Annotated in this window: 16 protein-coding genes; 12 read left to right on the top strand and 4 right to left on the bottom strand. The window is 69.8% G+C overall.

The genetic code is table 11. From position 1 onward, the window contains the following. The first annotated feature begins 58 nt into the window (after positions 1–58). The 8 genes from KGQ91_RS02150 to KGQ91_RS02115 are packed head-to-tail and all read left to right on the top strand — an operon-like array spanning position 59 to position 8,434. The gene (locus KGQ91_RS02150) at positions 59–2,476 is read left to right on the top strand and encodes an LPS-assembly protein LptD (RefSeq protein ID WP_163650376.1); all 2,418 of its coding nucleotides are present in this window, start codon (positions 59–61) and stop codon (positions 2,474–2,476) included. A 17-nt stretch (positions 2,477–2,493) separates the two neighbouring features. Beyond that, positions 2,494–3,795 carry a peptidylprolyl isomerase gene (locus KGQ91_RS02145; RefSeq protein ID WP_224420160.1) on the top strand — a complete coding sequence of 434 codons (1,302 nt, stop codon included), beginning with the start codon at positions 2,494–2,496 and terminating at the stop codon, positions 3,793–3,795. After that, a complete protein-coding gene (gene pdxA, locus KGQ91_RS02140) occupies positions 3,795–4,817 on the top strand; it encodes a 4-hydroxythreonine-4-phosphate dehydrogenase PdxA (RefSeq protein WP_224420159.1) in 1,023 nt (340 codons plus the stop codon). Before KGQ91_RS02145 ends, pdxA begins: the two co-directional genes overlap by 1 nt. Positions 4,818–4,869: 52 nt before the next feature. Next, positions 4,870–5,691, top strand: a complete 822-nt coding sequence (gene rsmA, locus KGQ91_RS02135) for a 16S rRNA (adenine(1518)-N(6)/adenine(1519)-N(6))-dimethyltransferase RsmA (RefSeq protein WP_224420158.1) — start codon at positions 4,870–4,872, stop codon at positions 5,689–5,691. Next, positions 5,691–6,074 (top strand): Co2+/Mg2+ efflux protein ApaG, encoded by a 384-nt coding sequence (gene apaG, locus KGQ91_RS02130; protein WP_163650425.1) that lies wholly within the window; start codon positions 5,691–5,693, stop codon positions 6,072–6,074. The genes rsmA and apaG overlap by 1 nt, the downstream gene beginning before the upstream one ends. A gap of 30 nt (positions 6,075–6,104) precedes the next feature. Then, positions 6,105–6,932: a symmetrical bis(5'-nucleosyl)-tetraphosphatase gene (locus KGQ91_RS02125; protein WP_224420157.1), complete on the top strand. Its 828-nt coding sequence runs from the start codon at positions 6,105–6,107 to the stop codon at positions 6,930–6,932. 33 nt (positions 6,933–6,965) lie between these two features. Continuing rightward, the gene (glpE, locus tag KGQ91_RS02120; protein ID WP_224420156.1) at positions 6,966–7,295 is read left to right on the top strand and encodes a thiosulfate sulfurtransferase GlpE; all 330 of its coding nucleotides are present in this window, start codon (positions 6,966–6,968) and stop codon (positions 7,293–7,295) included. Next, positions 7,292–8,434: a tRNA nucleotidyltransferase/poly(A) polymerase-related protein gene (locus KGQ91_RS02115; RefSeq protein ID WP_163650382.1), complete on the top strand. Its 1,143-nt coding sequence runs from the start codon at positions 7,292–7,294 to the stop codon at positions 8,432–8,434. Before glpE ends, KGQ91_RS02115 begins: the two co-directional genes overlap by 4 nt. 15 nt (positions 8,435–8,449) lie before the next feature. Here KGQ91_RS02115 and folK read toward each other — a convergent pair whose 3' ends face one another. Both folK and folB read right to left on the bottom strand, forming a co-directional pair. Next, positions 8,450–8,989, bottom strand: coding sequence for a 2-amino-4-hydroxy-6-hydroxymethyldihydropteridine diphosphokinase (gene folK / locus KGQ91_RS02110; RefSeq protein ID WP_163650383.1), 540 nt, complete (start codon positions 8,987–8,989; stop codon positions 8,450–8,452). Then, entirely contained in the window at positions 8,989–9,342 is a 354-nt protein-coding gene (gene folB, locus KGQ91_RS02105) for a dihydroneopterin aldolase (protein ID WP_163650426.1), read from the bottom strand. Before folB ends, folK begins: the two co-directional genes overlap by 1 nt. An 87-nt stretch (positions 9,343–9,429) precedes the next feature. On the opposite strand from folB, the gene plsY reads away from it, so the two are divergent. Further along, positions 9,430–10,026 (top strand): glycerol-3-phosphate 1-O-acyltransferase PlsY, encoded by a 597-nt coding sequence (gene plsY, locus KGQ91_RS02100; protein ID WP_163650384.1) that lies wholly within the window; start codon positions 9,430–9,432, stop codon positions 10,024–10,026. 6 nt (positions 10,027–10,032) lie between these two features. On the opposite strand, the gene KGQ91_RS02095 is transcribed toward plsY, so the two are convergent. Beyond that, the gene (locus KGQ91_RS02095) at positions 10,033–10,179 is read right to left on the bottom strand and encodes a hypothetical protein (RefSeq protein WP_163650385.1); all 147 of its coding nucleotides are present in this window, start codon (positions 10,177–10,179) and stop codon (positions 10,033–10,035) included. Beyond that, the gene (tsaD, locus tag KGQ91_RS02090; RefSeq protein ID WP_163650386.1) at positions 10,169–11,206 is read right to left on the bottom strand and encodes a tRNA (adenosine(37)-N6)-threonylcarbamoyltransferase complex transferase subunit TsaD; all 1,038 of its coding nucleotides are present in this window, start codon (positions 11,204–11,206) and stop codon (positions 10,169–10,171) included. Before tsaD ends, KGQ91_RS02095 begins: the two co-directional genes overlap by 11 nt. Before the next feature lie 433 nt (positions 11,207–11,639). Between tsaD and rpsU the strand changes: the two genes are divergently transcribed. The 3 genes from rpsU (at position 11,640) to rpoD (ending at position 15,913) form a co-directional block, all read left to right on the top strand. Then, positions 11,640–11,855, top strand: coding sequence for a 30S ribosomal protein S21 (gene rpsU / locus KGQ91_RS02085; RefSeq protein WP_031382407.1), 216 nt, complete (start codon positions 11,640–11,642; stop codon positions 11,853–11,855). Between the two features lie 145 nt (positions 11,856–12,000). After that, positions 12,001–13,818 carry a DNA primase gene (gene dnaG, locus KGQ91_RS02080; protein ID WP_224420155.1) on the top strand — a complete coding sequence of 606 codons (1,818 nt, stop codon included), beginning with the start codon at positions 12,001–12,003 and terminating at the stop codon, positions 13,816–13,818. 232 nt (positions 13,819–14,050) lie between these two features. Continuing rightward, positions 14,051–15,913: an RNA polymerase sigma factor RpoD gene (gene rpoD / locus KGQ91_RS02075; protein ID WP_224416467.1), complete on the top strand. Its 1,863-nt coding sequence runs from the start codon at positions 14,051–14,053 to the stop codon at positions 15,911–15,913. Positions 15,914–15,942 lie beyond the last annotated feature (29 nt).

Here is a 15,942-nt window from a genome sequence, read left to right as displayed (position 1 = left end):
GACGTGCGTCACGGGGACTGTATAATACCGATTCCAAACGCCAAGGACACGAGGACCCATGGGCAAGCGATTGTTGTGGACTGCCCTGGCCGGCCTGGTCGCCCACGGTGCCCAGGCCGCGCCGCCGCCCCCCCTGCCGGCGGCCCAGCTCGACTGGCAGCCGTGGGGCGACGATGCTCCGGCCGGTGCCGTCTGTCGCGGTCGTTACGTGATGCCGGCCTATCGCTTGCCCCCGGGGGATACGCCCCGCGAGGTGCGTTCGACGTCCGACCAGGCCGAGTACGGCGATTCGGGGGAGACGATCCTGCGCGGCGAGGTGGTGCTGCGCCGCGGCAGCAGCCAGCTCGAGGCGCCGCAGGTGCGGGTCAACGCGGCGCGTGATACCGCCTTCGCCGAAGGGCCGCTGACCCTGCGCGACCAGGGCGTGCTGGTGCGCGGCGGGGCCGGCCAGCTGTCCCTGGACAGCGACGCCGCGAGCGTCGATACCGCCCACTACGTGCTCCACGGCCAGCGTCTGCGGGGCGACGCGGTGCGCCTGGCACGCCTCGCGGATGGCCGCTATCGCCTGCGCGAGGCGAGTTTCACCACCTGCGAGCCCGGCAGCCGGCTGTGGCGGGTGGTGGGCAGCGACGTGATCCTGAATCGCCAGGCGGGCTACGGCACGGCGAGGCACGCCCGGCTGGAGGTCGGCCACGTGCCGGTCTTCTACTGGCCGTGGGTCCGCTTCCCGCTCGACGATCGCCGCCAGTCCGGCTTCCTGTGGCCGACCTTCGGCTTCACCGGGGGCGGGCTCGACTATACCCAGCCCTACTACCTGAACCTGGCGCCCAACTACGACGCCACCCTCACGCCGCGCTGGATCAGCAATCACGGCATGATGCTCGGCGGCCAGTTCCGCTACCTGTTCGGCGAGGATGCCGGCCAGATCGAGGGCGCCTACCTGGCCAACGATCAGGGCGGCAGCCACGCCAATCCCAACGATCCCGCCAACGCCTTCGAGGGGGAGGATCGCTGGTACATCGACTATCGCCACGCCGGGCGCTTCTCGTCGCGAACCCCGTATCGGCTGCGCTACGGCGCCGCCAGCGATGGCCGCTACTTCGACGACTTCGGCCGCAGCTTCGCCGAGATGGGCACCGACTACCTGCCGCGGCTGGCGCAGCTCGACTACAACGGCAACACCTGGCACCTGCAGGCCAGGGCGCAGGGCTACCAGTATCTCGACTACCCGCTGCTCGACCGCGACAAGCCCTTCTACCGGCTGCCCAGCCTCACCGCCGATGCCCGCTGGAGCCGGCCCGGCGGCTTCTACACCCAGTGGCGGTCCAACGTGACCTATTTCTGGCGCGACGTGGATGCGCGCCAGGTGCCGATCCGCGAGGCGGCCGTGGGCACCCGGTTGGACCTGGCGCCGACGGTGGGCTGGCGCTTCGAGCGCCCCTGGGGCTTTCTCGAGCCGCGCTTCACGCTGCGTGACACTCGTTATCAGCTCGATTACCAGGAGCTCGACACCACGCGTGATACCTCGCTGAGTCGCACCGTGCCGGTCTCCTCGCTGGATGCGGGGCTGACCTTCGAGCGCGATGCGCAGCTGTTCGGCGAGGCCTGGCGGCAGACGCTGGAGCCGCGCCTCTACTACGCTTACGTGCCGGCGCGCGACCAGAGCGAGTTTCCCGACTTCGACACCGACGCCCAGGCGTTCTCCTACGACCGGCTGTGGTCGCCGTACCGCTTCGTCGGCAGCGACCGGGTGGGCGACGTCAACAAGGTCTCCTACGGGCTGAGCACACGCTTTCTCGAGGATGCCAGCGGTCGCGAGCGGTTCGCGCTGAGCGTCGGCCGCAGCACCTACTTCGACGACCGGGTCATCGGCATGGAGGGTGATCTCGCGCTGCCGGATCGCCAGACCCAGCCCGCCCGCTGGTACGATGCCACGCGGGATCACTCGCCGGTGGTCACGCGCCTCGACTGGCAGCTCAGCGAGCGCTGGAGCACCCGCTACGAGTGGCTCTACGATGCGCATCGCCAGCTGACCGAACGCAGCGCCGCCTACCTGCGCTACCGGCATCCGGCGGGGCATGTCCTCAACCTGGGCTATCGCTGGGAGCTCCAGGGCTTCGATCCCTCCGGGGACCCCGAGGACCAGCTGGGCTACAATCGCGAGGACTTCGACGTGTCCTTCGCCTACAAGGCCGGTTCGCAGCTCGACCTGATCGGCCGCTACACCTACGACAACACCAACCGCCGGGCGCTGGACAAGCTGCTCGGCGTGCAGTGGAACGACTGCTGCTACGGTGTCCAGGTGGCCTGGCGCGAATGGATCGAGGACAACGACACTGCCAATACCATCGCCGACGATTACACGGACAGCGGGCTGTTCCTGCGGTTCGTGCTCAAGGGGCTGGGCGGCGTCGGCCAGGGAACCGACAACGTCTTCGTGCAGTCCATTCCCGGATATCAACCGACCCGATTCTGAACGTAACGAGGTTTTTCATGCGCAGAGGTCTGTTTGCATCGCTCGGTCTGGCGCTGGTGCTGGCCGTCTCCGGCGTGGCGTCGGCCGCCGAGCAGCCGCTCGACCGGATCGTCGCGGTGGTCAACGACGACGCCATCATGGCCAGTGAACTCGCCGACCGGGTGGCCCAGGCGCGCAGCCAGCTGGCCCAGCGCAACATCGACCAGCCGCCGGATTCGGTGCTGCGCCAGCAGGTGCTCGACCGCATGGTGCTCGAGCAGATCCAGCTGCAGATGGCGAAGAAGGCCAACCTGACGGTGGACGATACCGAGCTCAACCGCGCCGTGCGCTCGGTCGCCAGGAACAACGGCATGAGTCTCGACCAGTTCGCCGAGGCCCTGAAGAAGGACGGCCTGACGCTGGCCGACGTGCGCGATCAGGTGCGTCGCCAGATGCTGATCCGCCAGCTCCAGGAGCGCCGCGTGGCCAGCCAGGTCAAGATCTCCGATCAGGAGGTCGACCGCACCCTGGCGCAGCAGGGGGCCGACGCCAATGTCCGCTACCATCTGGGCCACATCCTGGTGGCGCTGCCCCAGTCGCCGTCGCCGGACCAGGTGCGTCAGGCACAGCAGCAGGCCGAGTCGCTCTATCAGCGTTTGCAGGGCGGTGCCGACTTCGCCGAGCTCGCGGCCGCGAAATCCGATGGCGCCAACGCCCTGCAGGGCGGCGACCTGGGCTGGCGCAGCGGCGCCGAGCTGCCCACGGTGTTCGCCGATGTGGTGCCCACGCTGGCGGTGGGCGATGTCAGCCAGCCGCTGCGCAGCCCCAGCGGCTTCCATCTGGTCAAGCTGCTCGAGCGCAAGGGCGGCCAGGACCAGCAGCCCAAGCTGGTCCAGGAGCAGAAGATCCGCCACATCCTGATCCAGACCAACCCCAACCGCGATGCCGATCAGGCCCGGCGGCTCGCCGAGAAGGCCCGGGCGCGCATCATGGGCGGCGAGGACTTCGCCAGCGTCGCCCAGCAGGTTAGCGACGATCGCGGCAGCGCGCTCAACGGCGGCGAGCTGGGCTGGGTGCGCCCGGGGCAGATGGTGCCGGCCTTCGAGGATGCCGCCAACCGCCTGGCGGTCGGCGAGATCAGCCAGCCGGTGCGCTCGCGCTACGGCTACCACATCATCCAGGTCGAGAACCGGCGTCAGCGCGACGTGAGCGACGAGGCCCGTCGCGACAAGGTTCGCCAGACGCTGTTCCAGCGCAAGGTCAACGACGAGCTCGAGGCCTGGCAGCAGCAGATCCGCGCCGAGGCCTACGTCGACGAACGTCTCGACCAGGGGTCGTGATGCCTGCGCCCGTCCTGGCCCTGACCACCGGCGAGCCGGCCGGTGTCGGCCCCGACCTGACCCTGCAGCTGGCCGCCACGGCATCGGCGCTGCCCGGGCGGGTCGTGGCAATCGGCGATCCGCAGCTGCTCGCCGATCGCGCCCGGCAGCTGGGGCTCGAGCTCGTGCTCGAACCCTGCGATCCCGGTACGGCGCTGCCCGCACCGCGCCCCGGCGTGCTGCCGGTCTGGCCGGTGGCGCTGGCGGCCCCCGCCGAACCGGGCGTGCTCGACCCGGCCAACGCCGGCTACGTGCTCGAGACGCTCGACGTGGCCATCGCCGCCTGCCGTGACGGCCGCGCCCAGGCGATGGTCACCGCGCCGCTGCACAAGGGCGTGATCATCGACGGCGGCCACCCCGGTTTCACCGGACATACCGAGTACCTGCGCGACGCCTGCGGTGTCGACGAGGTGGTGATGATGCTCGCCACCCGGCTGGCTCACGGCGATGGCGGTCGCGCGCTGCGCGTGGCGCTGGCCACCACCCATCTGCCGCTGCGCGAGGTGGCCGATGCCATCGACACCGAGGGGCTGAGCCGCGTGCTGACGATTCTCGATGCGGATCTCAAGCGCCAGTTCGGCATTGCCCGGCCGCGCATCGCGGTGTGCGGCCTCAATCCCCATGCCGGCGAGGGCGGGCACCTGGGCCGCGAGGAGATCGAGGTGATCGCGCCCACCCTGGCGCGGCTGCGCGAGGGCGGTCTCGATCTCGTCGGCCCGCTGCCGGCGGACACCCTGTTCACCCCGCGCCACCTGCACGGGATCGATGCGGTGCTGGCGATGTATCATGACCAGGGGCTGCCGGTGCTCAAGTACGCCGGCTTCGGCCGCGCCGCCAACATCACCCTGGGGCTGCCGATCATCCGTACCTCGGTGGATCACGGCACGGCGCTCGACCTGGCCGGCAGCGGCCGCGCCGACACGGGCAGCCTGCAGGTCGCGCTGAGCATGGCCGCCGACATGGCGCGAGCCCGTCGGGCCTGATGCTGCCCGGCGGTTCGCCCGACGTTCGTCTTATCCAAGGAATTCGCTTTCGATGCCTTCTCGCACCACCGACACTCGGCCGCCCCGGCACCGCGCCCGCAAGCGCTTCGGCCAGAACTTCCTGCGCGACCCGGGCGTCATCTCGCGCATCGTGCGCGCCATCGCGCCGCGCCCCGGGCAGCGCCTGGTCGAGATTGGCCCCGGCCAGGGGGCCCTGACCGAGCCGCTGGTCGAGGCGACCGACGGCGTGCTGGAGGTGATCGAGCTGGACCGCGACCTGATCCCGGGCCTGCGCGTGCAGTTCTTCAACCATCCCGAGTTCGTGATCCACGAGGGCGACGCCCTGACCCTGGACTTCGCGGCACTGCGCGGTGACGGCGAGCCGCTGCGGGTGGTGGGCAACCTGCCCTACAACATCTCCACGCCGCTGATCTTCCATCTGCTCGAGTCGCGCGCGGCGATCGCCGACATGCACTTCATGCTGCAGAAGGAAGTGGTGGACCGGCTGGCTGCCACGCCCGGCAGCACCGACTGGGGGCGGCTGTCGATCATGGCCCAGTATCACTGCCGCGTGACGGCGCTGTTCACCGTGCCGCCCGAGGCGTTCACGCCGCGGCCCAAGGTGGATTCCGCGATCGTGCGGCTGGAGCCCCACGCCGAGCTGCCGCATCCGGCGACGGACGAGGCGCTGTTCGCCGACATGGTGCGCGAGGCCTTCAATCAGCGGCGCAAGACGCTGCGCAACAACCTCAAGGGGCGGCTGTCCGGCGAAGCGCTCGAGGCACTGGGCATCGATCCCTCGCGGCGGCCGCAGACCCTGAGCGTGGCCGAACTGGTCGCCATCACCAACTACCTGGCGGGAGAAGCATCGTGATCGAGGCGTTGAGCGAGGCCGTGCATGTCGATGTGGTGCCGCAGTACCGGGCCGATGAATCATCGCCCGCCGAGCAGCGCTACGTCTTCAGCTACACCATCACCGTGCACAACCATTCGTCGCAGTCGATCCAGCTGCTGGCGCGTTACTGGCGGATCACCCAGGGCAGCGGCCAGGTGCGGGAGGTGCGCGGCAAGGGGGTGGTCGGCAAGCAGCCGATGATCGCCCCGGGGCAGACCTTCCGCTATACCAGCCGCGCCGTCATGGAAGCGCCGGTGGGGGTCATGGAAGGGGCCTATACCTGCCTGGACACGGCCGCCAGCCGGCCCTTCGAGGTGCCCATCGCGCCGTTCCGCCTGGCCGGCCCCAACCAAGTTCACTGACGGTTTCACCGACCCGAGTGCGAGGATTTCATGCCGACCTATGCCATCGGAGACCTGCAGGGCTGCCATGCCGAGTTCGTCGCCCTGCTCGAGCGACTGAGCTTCGACCCGGGCCGCGACACCCTGTGGATCGCCGGCGACCTGGTCAACCGCGGCCCGGGCTCGCTGGCCTGCCTGCGCGAAGTGGCCGCGCTGGGCGATGCGGCGCGCGTGGTGCTGGGCAATCACGACCTGCACCTGCTGGCCGTGGCGCGCGGCGGGCAGGGGCTCAAGCGCAAGGACACCCTGGCGCCGATTCTCGAGGCACCCGACGCCACGGCACTGCTCGACTGGCTGCAGGGCTGCCCGCTGTGGGTCGACGACGGTCGCGGCACCGCCGACCGCACCCTCATGACCCATGCCGGGCTGCTGCCGCACTGGGGACTCGACCAGGCCCGCACGCTGGCCGACGAGGTCGCCGCCTGCCTGCGTGGCGAGCGGGCCGGCGAGTTTCTCACGCAACTCTACGGCAACACCCCGGCGCGCTGGCGCGACGACCTGACGGGCGTCGACCGGCTGCGGGCGATCGTCAACGTCTTCACCCGCATGCGCTTCATCGCCGCCGACGGCACGCTCGACTTCGACGCCAAGGAGGGGCTGGACTCGGCGCCGCCGGGCTATGCCCCCTGGTTCCGCTATGCCCGCGACGACGATCCGCGCATCCTGTTCGGCCACTGGGCGGCGCTGGAAGGGCAGGCGCCGCAGGCCGCGGTGCGGGTCGAGGCGCTGGACACCGGCTGCGTGTGGGGCGGCTCTCTCACCGCCCTGGACCTGGCCGACGGCACACGGGTCAGCGTACCCTGCACGACGCGGCGCTGACGCGTCGCCCGCACACTTTCCCGGGAGGTCTGCATGACGCAACCCGCCTTCGAACACCTCGATCACGCCACCCTGACCCGCTGGCTGGACGAGGGCGCCGCCGTGACTCTGGTCGACATCCGTGACCCGCTGAGCTTCTCGCGCGGGCACATCCCCGGCAGCCGCCACGTCGACAACGCCACCGTCGGCGAGCTGATCGACGCCACGCCCCACGACGCGACCCTGGTGGTGGTCTGCTACCACGGCCATTCCAGCCAGCAGGCCGCGACCTGGCTGGCGGGACAGGGCTTCGAGCGTGTCTACAGCCTCGACGGCGGCTTCACCGACTGGGAGCACCGCCACCCGCAGCGGGTCGCGCGATGACCCGCGACCCGCGTCTCGACGGGCTCGCGGTCTACCGGGTGGGCGGCGCGGTGCGCGATGCGCTGCTCGGCCGGCCGGTGGTCGATCGGGACTGGGTGGTGGTGGGGGCCACGCCGGAGGCCATGACCCGGCGCGGCTTCAAGCCGGTGGGACGCGACTTTCCGGTGTTCCTGCATCCCGAGACCCACGAGGAATATGCCCTGGCGCGTACCGAGCGCAAGCAGGGCCACGGCTATACCGGCTTCGTGGTCCATGCCGACCCGTCGGTGACGCTCGAGGAGGATCTCGAGCGGCGCGACCTGACCATCAACGCCATGGCCGAGTCGCCGGACGGCACCCTGGTCGACCCCTTCCACGGCCGCGTCGATCTCGCGGCACGGCGGTTGCGCCACGTCTCCCCGGCCTTCGTCGAGGACCCGCTGCGGGTGCTGCGCACGGCGCGCTTTCTGGCCCGCTATCGTTCGCTGGGCTTTCGCATCGCCGACGACACCGTCGCGCTGATGCGCCGGCTGGCCGAGAGCGGCGAGCTTGCTCACCTGGTGGCCGAACGGGTATGGACCGAAACCGAGAAGGCGCTGGGCGAGCGGGACGCGGCGGCCTATTTCGCCTGCCTGATGGACTGCGGCGCGCTCGCCGTGCTGATGCCCGAACTGGCCGCCGACCGGACCGTGCTCGAAGCGGCCCTGGCGCGCCTCGAGCGTCTGCCGGAAACCGAGGCTGGCACGTCGGCACAGTGGCGCTGGGCGCGGCTCTGCGAGTCTCTCGACGACCCGGCGCGGGCGGCGCTGCAGGCCCGGCTCAAGGTGCCCAACGCCTTTTCCGACCTGGCGCGTCAGGTGGCGCTGACCCGGCGGCTGTGGCGGGAGGCGTCGACGCCGCAGGCACTGACCGCCGAGCGGCTTCGCGCCTGGCTCGACGGCATCGATGCCTGGCGGCGCAGCGAGCGGGTGGCACCGCTGCTGGCCCTGCTCGAGCGCGAGCACGCCGCGCTGGCCGTGCCCGTCTCGCGGGCCTGGCGGGCGGCGGCCGCGGTGTCGCCGCGGGATCTGCTCGACGAGGGCTTCAAGGGCGGGGCGCTGGGCGCGGAGCTCGCCCGGCGGCGGCAGGCGGCGATCGCCGCGGCGCTGGACGTGGCATGAATCGTCCCCGCGACATCATCGGCCGGAGGCGGGCGCCGGGTCGGGGCTCGAGATGCGCCGGCCGCGCCAGGTGAAGGCGACCGGCCACAACGGCTGGTCGCCGGCGTCGAAGCGCGACCACAGGTCGGCGTAGCGCTCGCCGCGGCCTGGGTGGCGGGCCTCCGGCAGCAGTTCGGCGAGCGGCTGCAGGACGAAGGCGCTGGTGAGGATCTCGTCGCGGGGCAGGTCGACGCCGTCGATGTGCCCGGTCAGCTCGCCCACCGTGAGCAGATCGACATCGAGGCGCCGGGGGCTGTACTTGGGGCTGTCCGGGCGGCGGCCGTGGACGAACTCCAGGCGCTTGCACCAGGCCCGCAGTTCGCCCACCGTGGCCTCGCTGTCGACGGCCGCGACCAGGTTGTAGAAGTTGCGCCCATCCTCGAACCCGACCGGCACGCTCTCGAAGACCCGGGACAGGCGCAGGTTCGCGAAGGCGGCATCCAGCGCATCCAGGCAGCGGCACACATGGTGCTCGCGCTCGATGTTGCTGCCGATGCTGACCACCACGCGCGCCATCAGAGGGTCCCCCGCTCGATGCTCACGCCCACCGCGCGGGCGGCGGCGACGGCGCCGGGCTTGCGCACGGTGAGGCGCAGCCCGCTGATGCCGAAGGCCTCGCGCAGGTGCGCGGCGAGACGCTCGGCGAAGGTCTCGACCAGGCCGAAGCGGCTCGCCGCGGCGAAGCCGGCGATGGCTTCGCAGATGGCGGCATAGTCGAGGGTGTGGGTCAGGTCGTCGTCCGCCGCGGCGGGGCGGATGTCGGTGGCCAGCTCCAGGTCGAGCTCGAGACGCTGGCGGATGGTGCGCTCCCAGTCGTAGACGCCGATCACCGTCTCCACCGTCAGCCCTTCGATCAGCACGCGGTCCACGTCGTTCTCCCGCTGATGGGTAAAGCGTCGATTGTACCGAATCGCCATGGCAGAATCTCGGGTGCCGCCGCGTTCCGGATTGCCGCCATGCCTGATGCTCTCGTTCTCGCCCTCGTCGTTCTCGCCGGGCTGGGCTATGCCTGCGGCACCCTGCTGGGCGCCGTGTGGGTCTGTCGGCTGGCCGGCGTCGCGGACCCGCGTGTCTCGGGTTCGGGCAATCCCGGCTTCTCCAACGTGCTGCGCCTGCACGGCGCGCGGCTCGCGCTGGCGACGCTGGCCGTCGACGCCGCCAAGGGCATGCCGGTGCTGTGGCTGGCCCGGGCCGCCGAGCTGCCGCCCTGGGCGCAGGGCGTGGTCGGCTTCGGGGTGCTGCTGGGGCACAGCTACCCGCTGTGGTACGGCTTTCGCGGCGGCAAGGCGGTGGCCAGCGCCTTCGGCGTGTTGCTGGTGCTGGCCCCCTGGGTGGCGCTGAGCTGCGCGACGCTCTGGGCACTGCTGGCCTGGCGGGTGCGCACGGCGGCCGTGGCGTCGCTGGTCAGCGCCCTGGCCGCGCCGCTGCTCGGCCTGTGGCTGGCCCCCGAGTACGTCGGCGTGATCGGCGTGCTGGCGGCGCTGGTGCTGCTGCGCCATGCCTGGAACATTCGCCGGCTGGGGCGTAGCGGTCCCGACCTTGGCGAGCACTGAACGCGCTCAGCGCTCGCCGCGCGGCGGCGTCAGCTCGGCCAGCGGCCAGCGCGGCACGGCGCGCATGGCGTCGGCGTCGCGCTCGCCGGCCAGCAGGCGCTGGGCGCTGGAGTTATGGAGAGCGCGATCATCGCCTGTCGTTTCAGGACGCAATGGTCGGGGCGGTCAGCTCGGCCAGCGGCCAGCGCGGCACGGCGCGCATGGCGTCGGCGTCACGCTCCCCGGCCAGCAGGCGCTGGGCGCCCACGTAGGCGATCATCGCGCCGTTGTCGGTGCAGAAGCGGCCCCGGGGGTAGTAGGCGCGGGCGCGGCGCTTGGTCAGCTCGGCGTCGAGCCGCTCGCGCAGGCGCCGGTTGGCGCTCACCCCGCCGGCCACCACCAGCCGCTTGAGGCCGGTCTCGTCCAGCGCGCGGCGGCACTTGATCACCAGGGTGTCGACCACCGCGTCCTCGAAGGCCCGGGCGATGTCGGCGCGCCCCTGGTCGTCGAGCTCGCCGGCCTCGCGCAGGGCGCGGGCGGTGGTCAGGGTGTGGGTCTTGAGCCCCGAGAAGCTGAAGTCGAGCCCGGGGCGATCGGTCATCGGTCGCGGGAAGCGAAAGCGCCCCGGGTCGCCGGATTCGGCCAGCTTCGCCACCTGCGGGCCGCCGGGGTAGGGCAGCTCGAGCATCTTGGCAGCCTTGTCGAAGGCCTCGCCGGCGGCATCGTCGACCGACTCGCCGAGCAGGCGATAGTCGCCGAGCCCCTTCACTGCCACCAGCTGGGTATGGCCGCCGGAGACCAGCAGGGCGACGAAGGGAAAGGCGGGCGGGTCGGCCTCGAGCATCGGCGCCAGCAGGTGACCTTCCATGTGATGCACGCCGAGCACCGGCAGGTCCAGGGCACGAGCCAGGCCGTGGGCGGTGGTGGCGCCGACCATCAGCGCGCCGACCAGGCCGGGCCCGGCGGTGTAGGCGATGCCGTCGAGATCGCCGCGGGACAGGCGGGCATCGTCGAGCACTTGCTGGATCAGCGGCAGCAGCTTGCGGGTGTGGTCGCGGGAGGCGAGTTCCGGCACGACGCCGCCGAAGTCGGCGTGCATCGCGATCTGGCTGTAGAGGGCGTCGGCCAGCAGGCCGTGCTCGGTGTCGTAGAGGGCGACACCGGTTTCGTCGCAGGAGGTTTCGATCCCCAGTACGCGCATGGTTCGGCTCGTCGATCGGTGAAAGGGGCATTCTAACCTTTTCGGCGATCCCTCGGCAGGGCGCGAGCCAGGGCTATTGCAGATAACTGAAACATGGCTTGGGCTGAGCCTACGGCAGGCCTGCGAGGAGGCGCTGTAAACCCTTACCTGGGCGCTACCGATGCCGTCCCTGGCATCGGACCTCCTCTCCAGCCTGCCTCCGGCGCCCTCGTCGAAGCCAACTGCGATTGCTCTGGGGCGCGAGCGGCGAGGTTTGCAAAGCTGGCGGTTCGTCACTAAAATACCCGACTCTGCAAGACTGGGTCGTGCGCCCGATTCCCGACGATCGCCGGTCGTGCCAGCTTTCATGCCTGGCACGCATCGCCACGGAATGCGTCAGACATGGGGCGTGCGTTCAAACCGAACTCATGATTCCAAGGTAGGTGAGTGCTTAATGCCTTCTGTCAAAGTACGTGATAACGAGCCGTTCGACGTCGCTCTGCGTCGCTTCAAGCGTTCCTGCGAGAAAGCCGGCGTTCTGTCCGAAGTGCGTCGTCGCGAGAGCTACGAGAAGCCGACTGCGGTTCGCAAGCGCAAGGCGGCAGCGGCCGTGAAGCGTCACGCCAAGAAGCTGCAGCGTGAGCGCAAGCGTTTCGAACGGCTGTACTGATCGTACTTGAGGCAGTTGCTGCCTCAGAGGGACTCCAAGCGGCCGCCGCCTCGGCGGCCGTTTGTTTTTTGTGTCCGCCCCGGGGCGGCATGCGTCCCGGACGGCCAGGAACCGTGACGGCATCGTCTCCACACAGAGTTCGAGCATGGCCGGACCCATTCCGCAGCGCTTTCTCGATGACCTGCTGGCACGCGTCGATATCGTCGACGTGGTGGGCGAACGCGTCCAGCTGAAGAAGGCGGGCCGCAACCACGCCGGGCTCTGCCCCTTCCATCAGGAAAAGTCGCCCTCGTTCACCGTCAGTCAGGACAAGCAGTTCTACCATTGCTTCGGCTGTGGCGCGCACGGCAATGCGCTACGCTTTCTGATGGAATACGACAACCTGCGCTTTCCCGAGGCGGTCGAGCAGCTGGCCTCGCGCCTGGGGCTGGAGGTGCCGCGCGAGGGGCAGGATGATCCGCGCGCCCAGGCGCGGGAACGCCAGCGCCGAGAAGGGGTCAATCTGCTGGAACTGGCGACGCGCTTCTTTCGCGAGCGGTTGACCATGAGCGAGGGGCGAGCCGGGCGCGAGTATCTCGAGCGACGCGGGCTGTCGCCCGACGTGCTGCGCGACTTCGCCATCGGCTACGCGCCCGACGGCTGGGAGGCGCTGCGGCGTCACCTTCACGACCAGGGCATCAATGACGCCGTGCAGGTCGAGTACGGTCTGCTGGTGCAGCGCGAGGACAGCGGGCGCGTCTATGATCGCTTCCGCGACCGGGTGATGTTCCCGATCCGTGACTGGAAGGGGCGCACCCTGGGGTTCGGCGGGCGCGTGCTGGGCGACGCCAAGCCCAAGTACCTCAACTCGCCGGAGACCCCGGTCTTCCACAAGGGGCGCGAGCTCTACGGCCTTCACGAGGCGCGTCAGGCCAATCGCCGGCTCGAGCGACTGCTGGTGGTGGAAGGCTACATGGACGTGGTGGCGCTGGCGCAGTTCGACATTCGCAACGCCTGCGCCACGCTCGGCACCTCGGTCACCGAGGAGCATGTGCAGCGGCTGTTCCGGCTGGTCGGCGAGGTGGTGTTCTGCTTCGACGGCGATGCCGCCGGGCGCCAGGCCGCGCGCCGCGCGCTGGAGGCGGTGCTGCCGCAGATGATCGACGGTCGCCAGGTGCGCTTTTTGTTCCTGCCCGACGGCGAGGACCCCGACAGCCTGGTGCGACGCGAGGGGACGCAGGCGTTCCGCGATCGCATCACCTGTGCCATGCCGCTGTCGGAGTTCCTGTTCGAGCAGGCGGCCGAGGGACGCGACCTGCAGCGCATCGAGGAACGCGAGCGTTTCGCCAGTACGGTGCTGGCGGCGCTGAAGCGGCTTCCGGAGGGCGTGCTGAAGTCGCTGCTGCTCGGCGAGCTGTCGAAGCGTACCGGCATCGAGCAGGCGCGCTTCACGGCGCTGATGGCGGACGCGCCGGCGGGCGCTGCCGAGGCGGCGGGCGAGCCCGCCGAGCCGGCGACGGGGCCGATGGCGCCGGTGTCGCAGCCCGGGCCGCGGCTGGCCGGGGCGCTGTCGATGCTCGACCGGGTACTGCAGTTGCTGGTGCACGAGCCGACGCTGGTCGAGCGCCTGCCGGACGAGCTCGACTGGTGCACCGAGGGCGACGGCGACGGCGCCCTGTGCCGCGAGGTGATCGAGCTGCTCCGCGCCGGGCGTTATCGCAGCCCTCAGGTGCTGCTGGCGCACTTCCACGGCACGCGGGAGGGCCAGCGGCTGGAGGCGCTGGCGCGTCGCGAGCTGCTGATCCCGCGCAGCGCGCGCGCCACCGAGATCGACGGGCTGGTCGCCCACTTTCGGCGGCGACGCTCGCGGCAGACGCCGGAAAGCGAGTACGCGGCGTTGCTGGCCAAGGAGCGTGGCGGCGAGCGATTGTCCCGGGAAGAGAAGCAGCGGCTCATGGAGCTGCTGATGTCGCTCAACCGGTGAGCCGGTCGCGGGCGCGACGGTCGAGCGGGCGGGGGTTGAATTATTGCCCGCTTCCCCCATCTAAGGGAAAAGCGAACGGCAACGTAACCGGACAAACTAACACACCTGAAATGCGGCGCAAATAGAAAAAGTGGCAGGGCAGGGCGCTAATCCGCTATACTAGCGGGCTTACTCGATTTTCACCGCCTTTTCGTTCAGGTGCTCCATTCTTCTTCGTCGATATAGGGTTTCTATGGCTGGAAATACACAGCAGTCACGTCTGAAGGAGTTGATCGCGCGCGGCAAGGAGCAGGGCTTCCTGACCTATGCCGAGGTCAACGACCACCTCCCCGAGGATATCGCCGACCCGGACCAAGTGGAAGACATCATCGGCATGATCAACGACATGGGTATCAATGTCGTTGAGGAAGCCCCTGATGAAGACACCTTGATGATGGCGGACCACTCCACCGACGAGTCCGCCGCCGAGGAGGCGGTGGCCGCGCTGGCGGCGGTGGAGAGCGATGTCGGTCGCACCACCGACCCGGTGCGCATGTACATGCGCGAGATGGGCACCGTCGAGCTGCTGACCCGTGAGGGCGAGATCGAGATCGCCAAGCGCATCGAGGAGGGCACCCGCGAGGTGATGTCCTCGCTCGCCTATCTGCCGGGTGCCGTCGACTCGATCCTCGAGGCCTACGACGCGACCCAGGACGAGGAGGCGCCGGGCCGTCTGTCCGACCTGTTCTCCGGCTTCATCGACCCCGACGAGGGCATCCCGGGAGTCGCCGAGGCGGAAGTCCCCGAGGAGGAGCCGGTGGCCGACCTCGACGACGGCGAGAGCGACGATGACGGCGACGCCGACGAGGCGGACGACGAGGACGATTCCAGCAGTAACGAGGGCGGCCCGGATCCGGAGGAGGCGCGGGCGCGCTTCGAGCAGATCCGCGACCAGAACGAGCGGGCCAAGGCGGCCGTCGCCAAGCACGGCCTGGGGTCGGCCGAGGCGAATGCCGAACAGGCGCGCCTGGCCGAGCTGTTCTCGCCGATCAAGCTGGTGCCCAAGCACTTCGAGCGCCTGGTCGGCCAGGTGCGCATCAGCGTCGAGCAGGTCCGCGAGCAGGAGAAGTCGGTCCTGCAGCTTTTCGTCAAGAAGGGCAAGGTGCCGCGCAAGACCTTCATCAAGTCCTTCCCGGGCAACGAGTCGCGACTCGAATGGTTCGACGCCTTCCTGGCGGACAACCCGCGCTACGCCGACAGGCTGGGGCCGTTCCGCGGCGACGTCCAGCGTGCCCAGCGCAAGATCGCCTTCGAGGAGGAGCTGATCCAGCTGCCGGTCAGCGAGATCAAGGAGGTCAACCGTCGGCTCTCCATCGGCGAGGCCAAGGCGCGCCGCGCCAAGAAGGAGATGGTCGAGGCCAACCTGCGCCTGGTGATCTCGATCGCCAAGAAGTACACCAACCGCGGCCTGCAGTTCCTGGACCTGATCCAGGAGGGCAACATCGGCCTGATGAAGGCGGTGGACAAGTTCGAGTACCGCCGCGGCTACAAGTTCTCGACCTACGCCACCTGGTGGATCCGTCAGGCGATCACCCGCTCGATCGCCGACCAGGCCCGCACCATCCGCATCCCGGTGCACATGATCGAGACCATCAACAAGCTCAACCGCGTCTCCCGGCAGATGCTTCAGGAGATGGGCCGCGAGCCGACCCCGGAAGAGCTCGGCGAACGCCTCGAGATGCCGGAAGACAAGGTCCGCAAGGTGCTCAAGATCGCCAAGGAGCCGATCTCCATGGAGACCCCGATCGGCGACGACGACGACTCGCACCTCGGCGACTTCATCGAGGACGGCACCATGCTGCTGCCGATCGATTCGGCCACCGGCGAGGGGTTGATCGAGGCGACCCGCAACGTGCTGGGCGGGCTCACCGCGCGCGAGGCCAAGGTGCTGCGCATGCGCTTCGGCATCGACATGAACACCGACCACACCCTCGAGGAGGTCGGCAAGCAGTTCGACGTCACCCGCGAGCGCATCCGCCAGATCGAGGCCAAGGCGCTGCGCAAGCTGCGCCACCCGTCCCGCTCGGAGCCGCTGCGCTCCTTCCTGGACGAGTGAGTCACGCGGCGAACGCCGCTGCTGCCTCT

Origin of the sequence: Modicisalibacter tunisiensis (assembly GCF_020148005.1) — a bacterium.
Lineage (GTDB): Bacteria > Pseudomonadota > Gammaproteobacteria > Pseudomonadales > Halomonadaceae > Modicisalibacter > Modicisalibacter tunisiensis.
The sequence above is the reverse complement of the archived record's forward strand: the minus strand, read 5'-3'. Positions and strand labels throughout refer to the sequence as shown.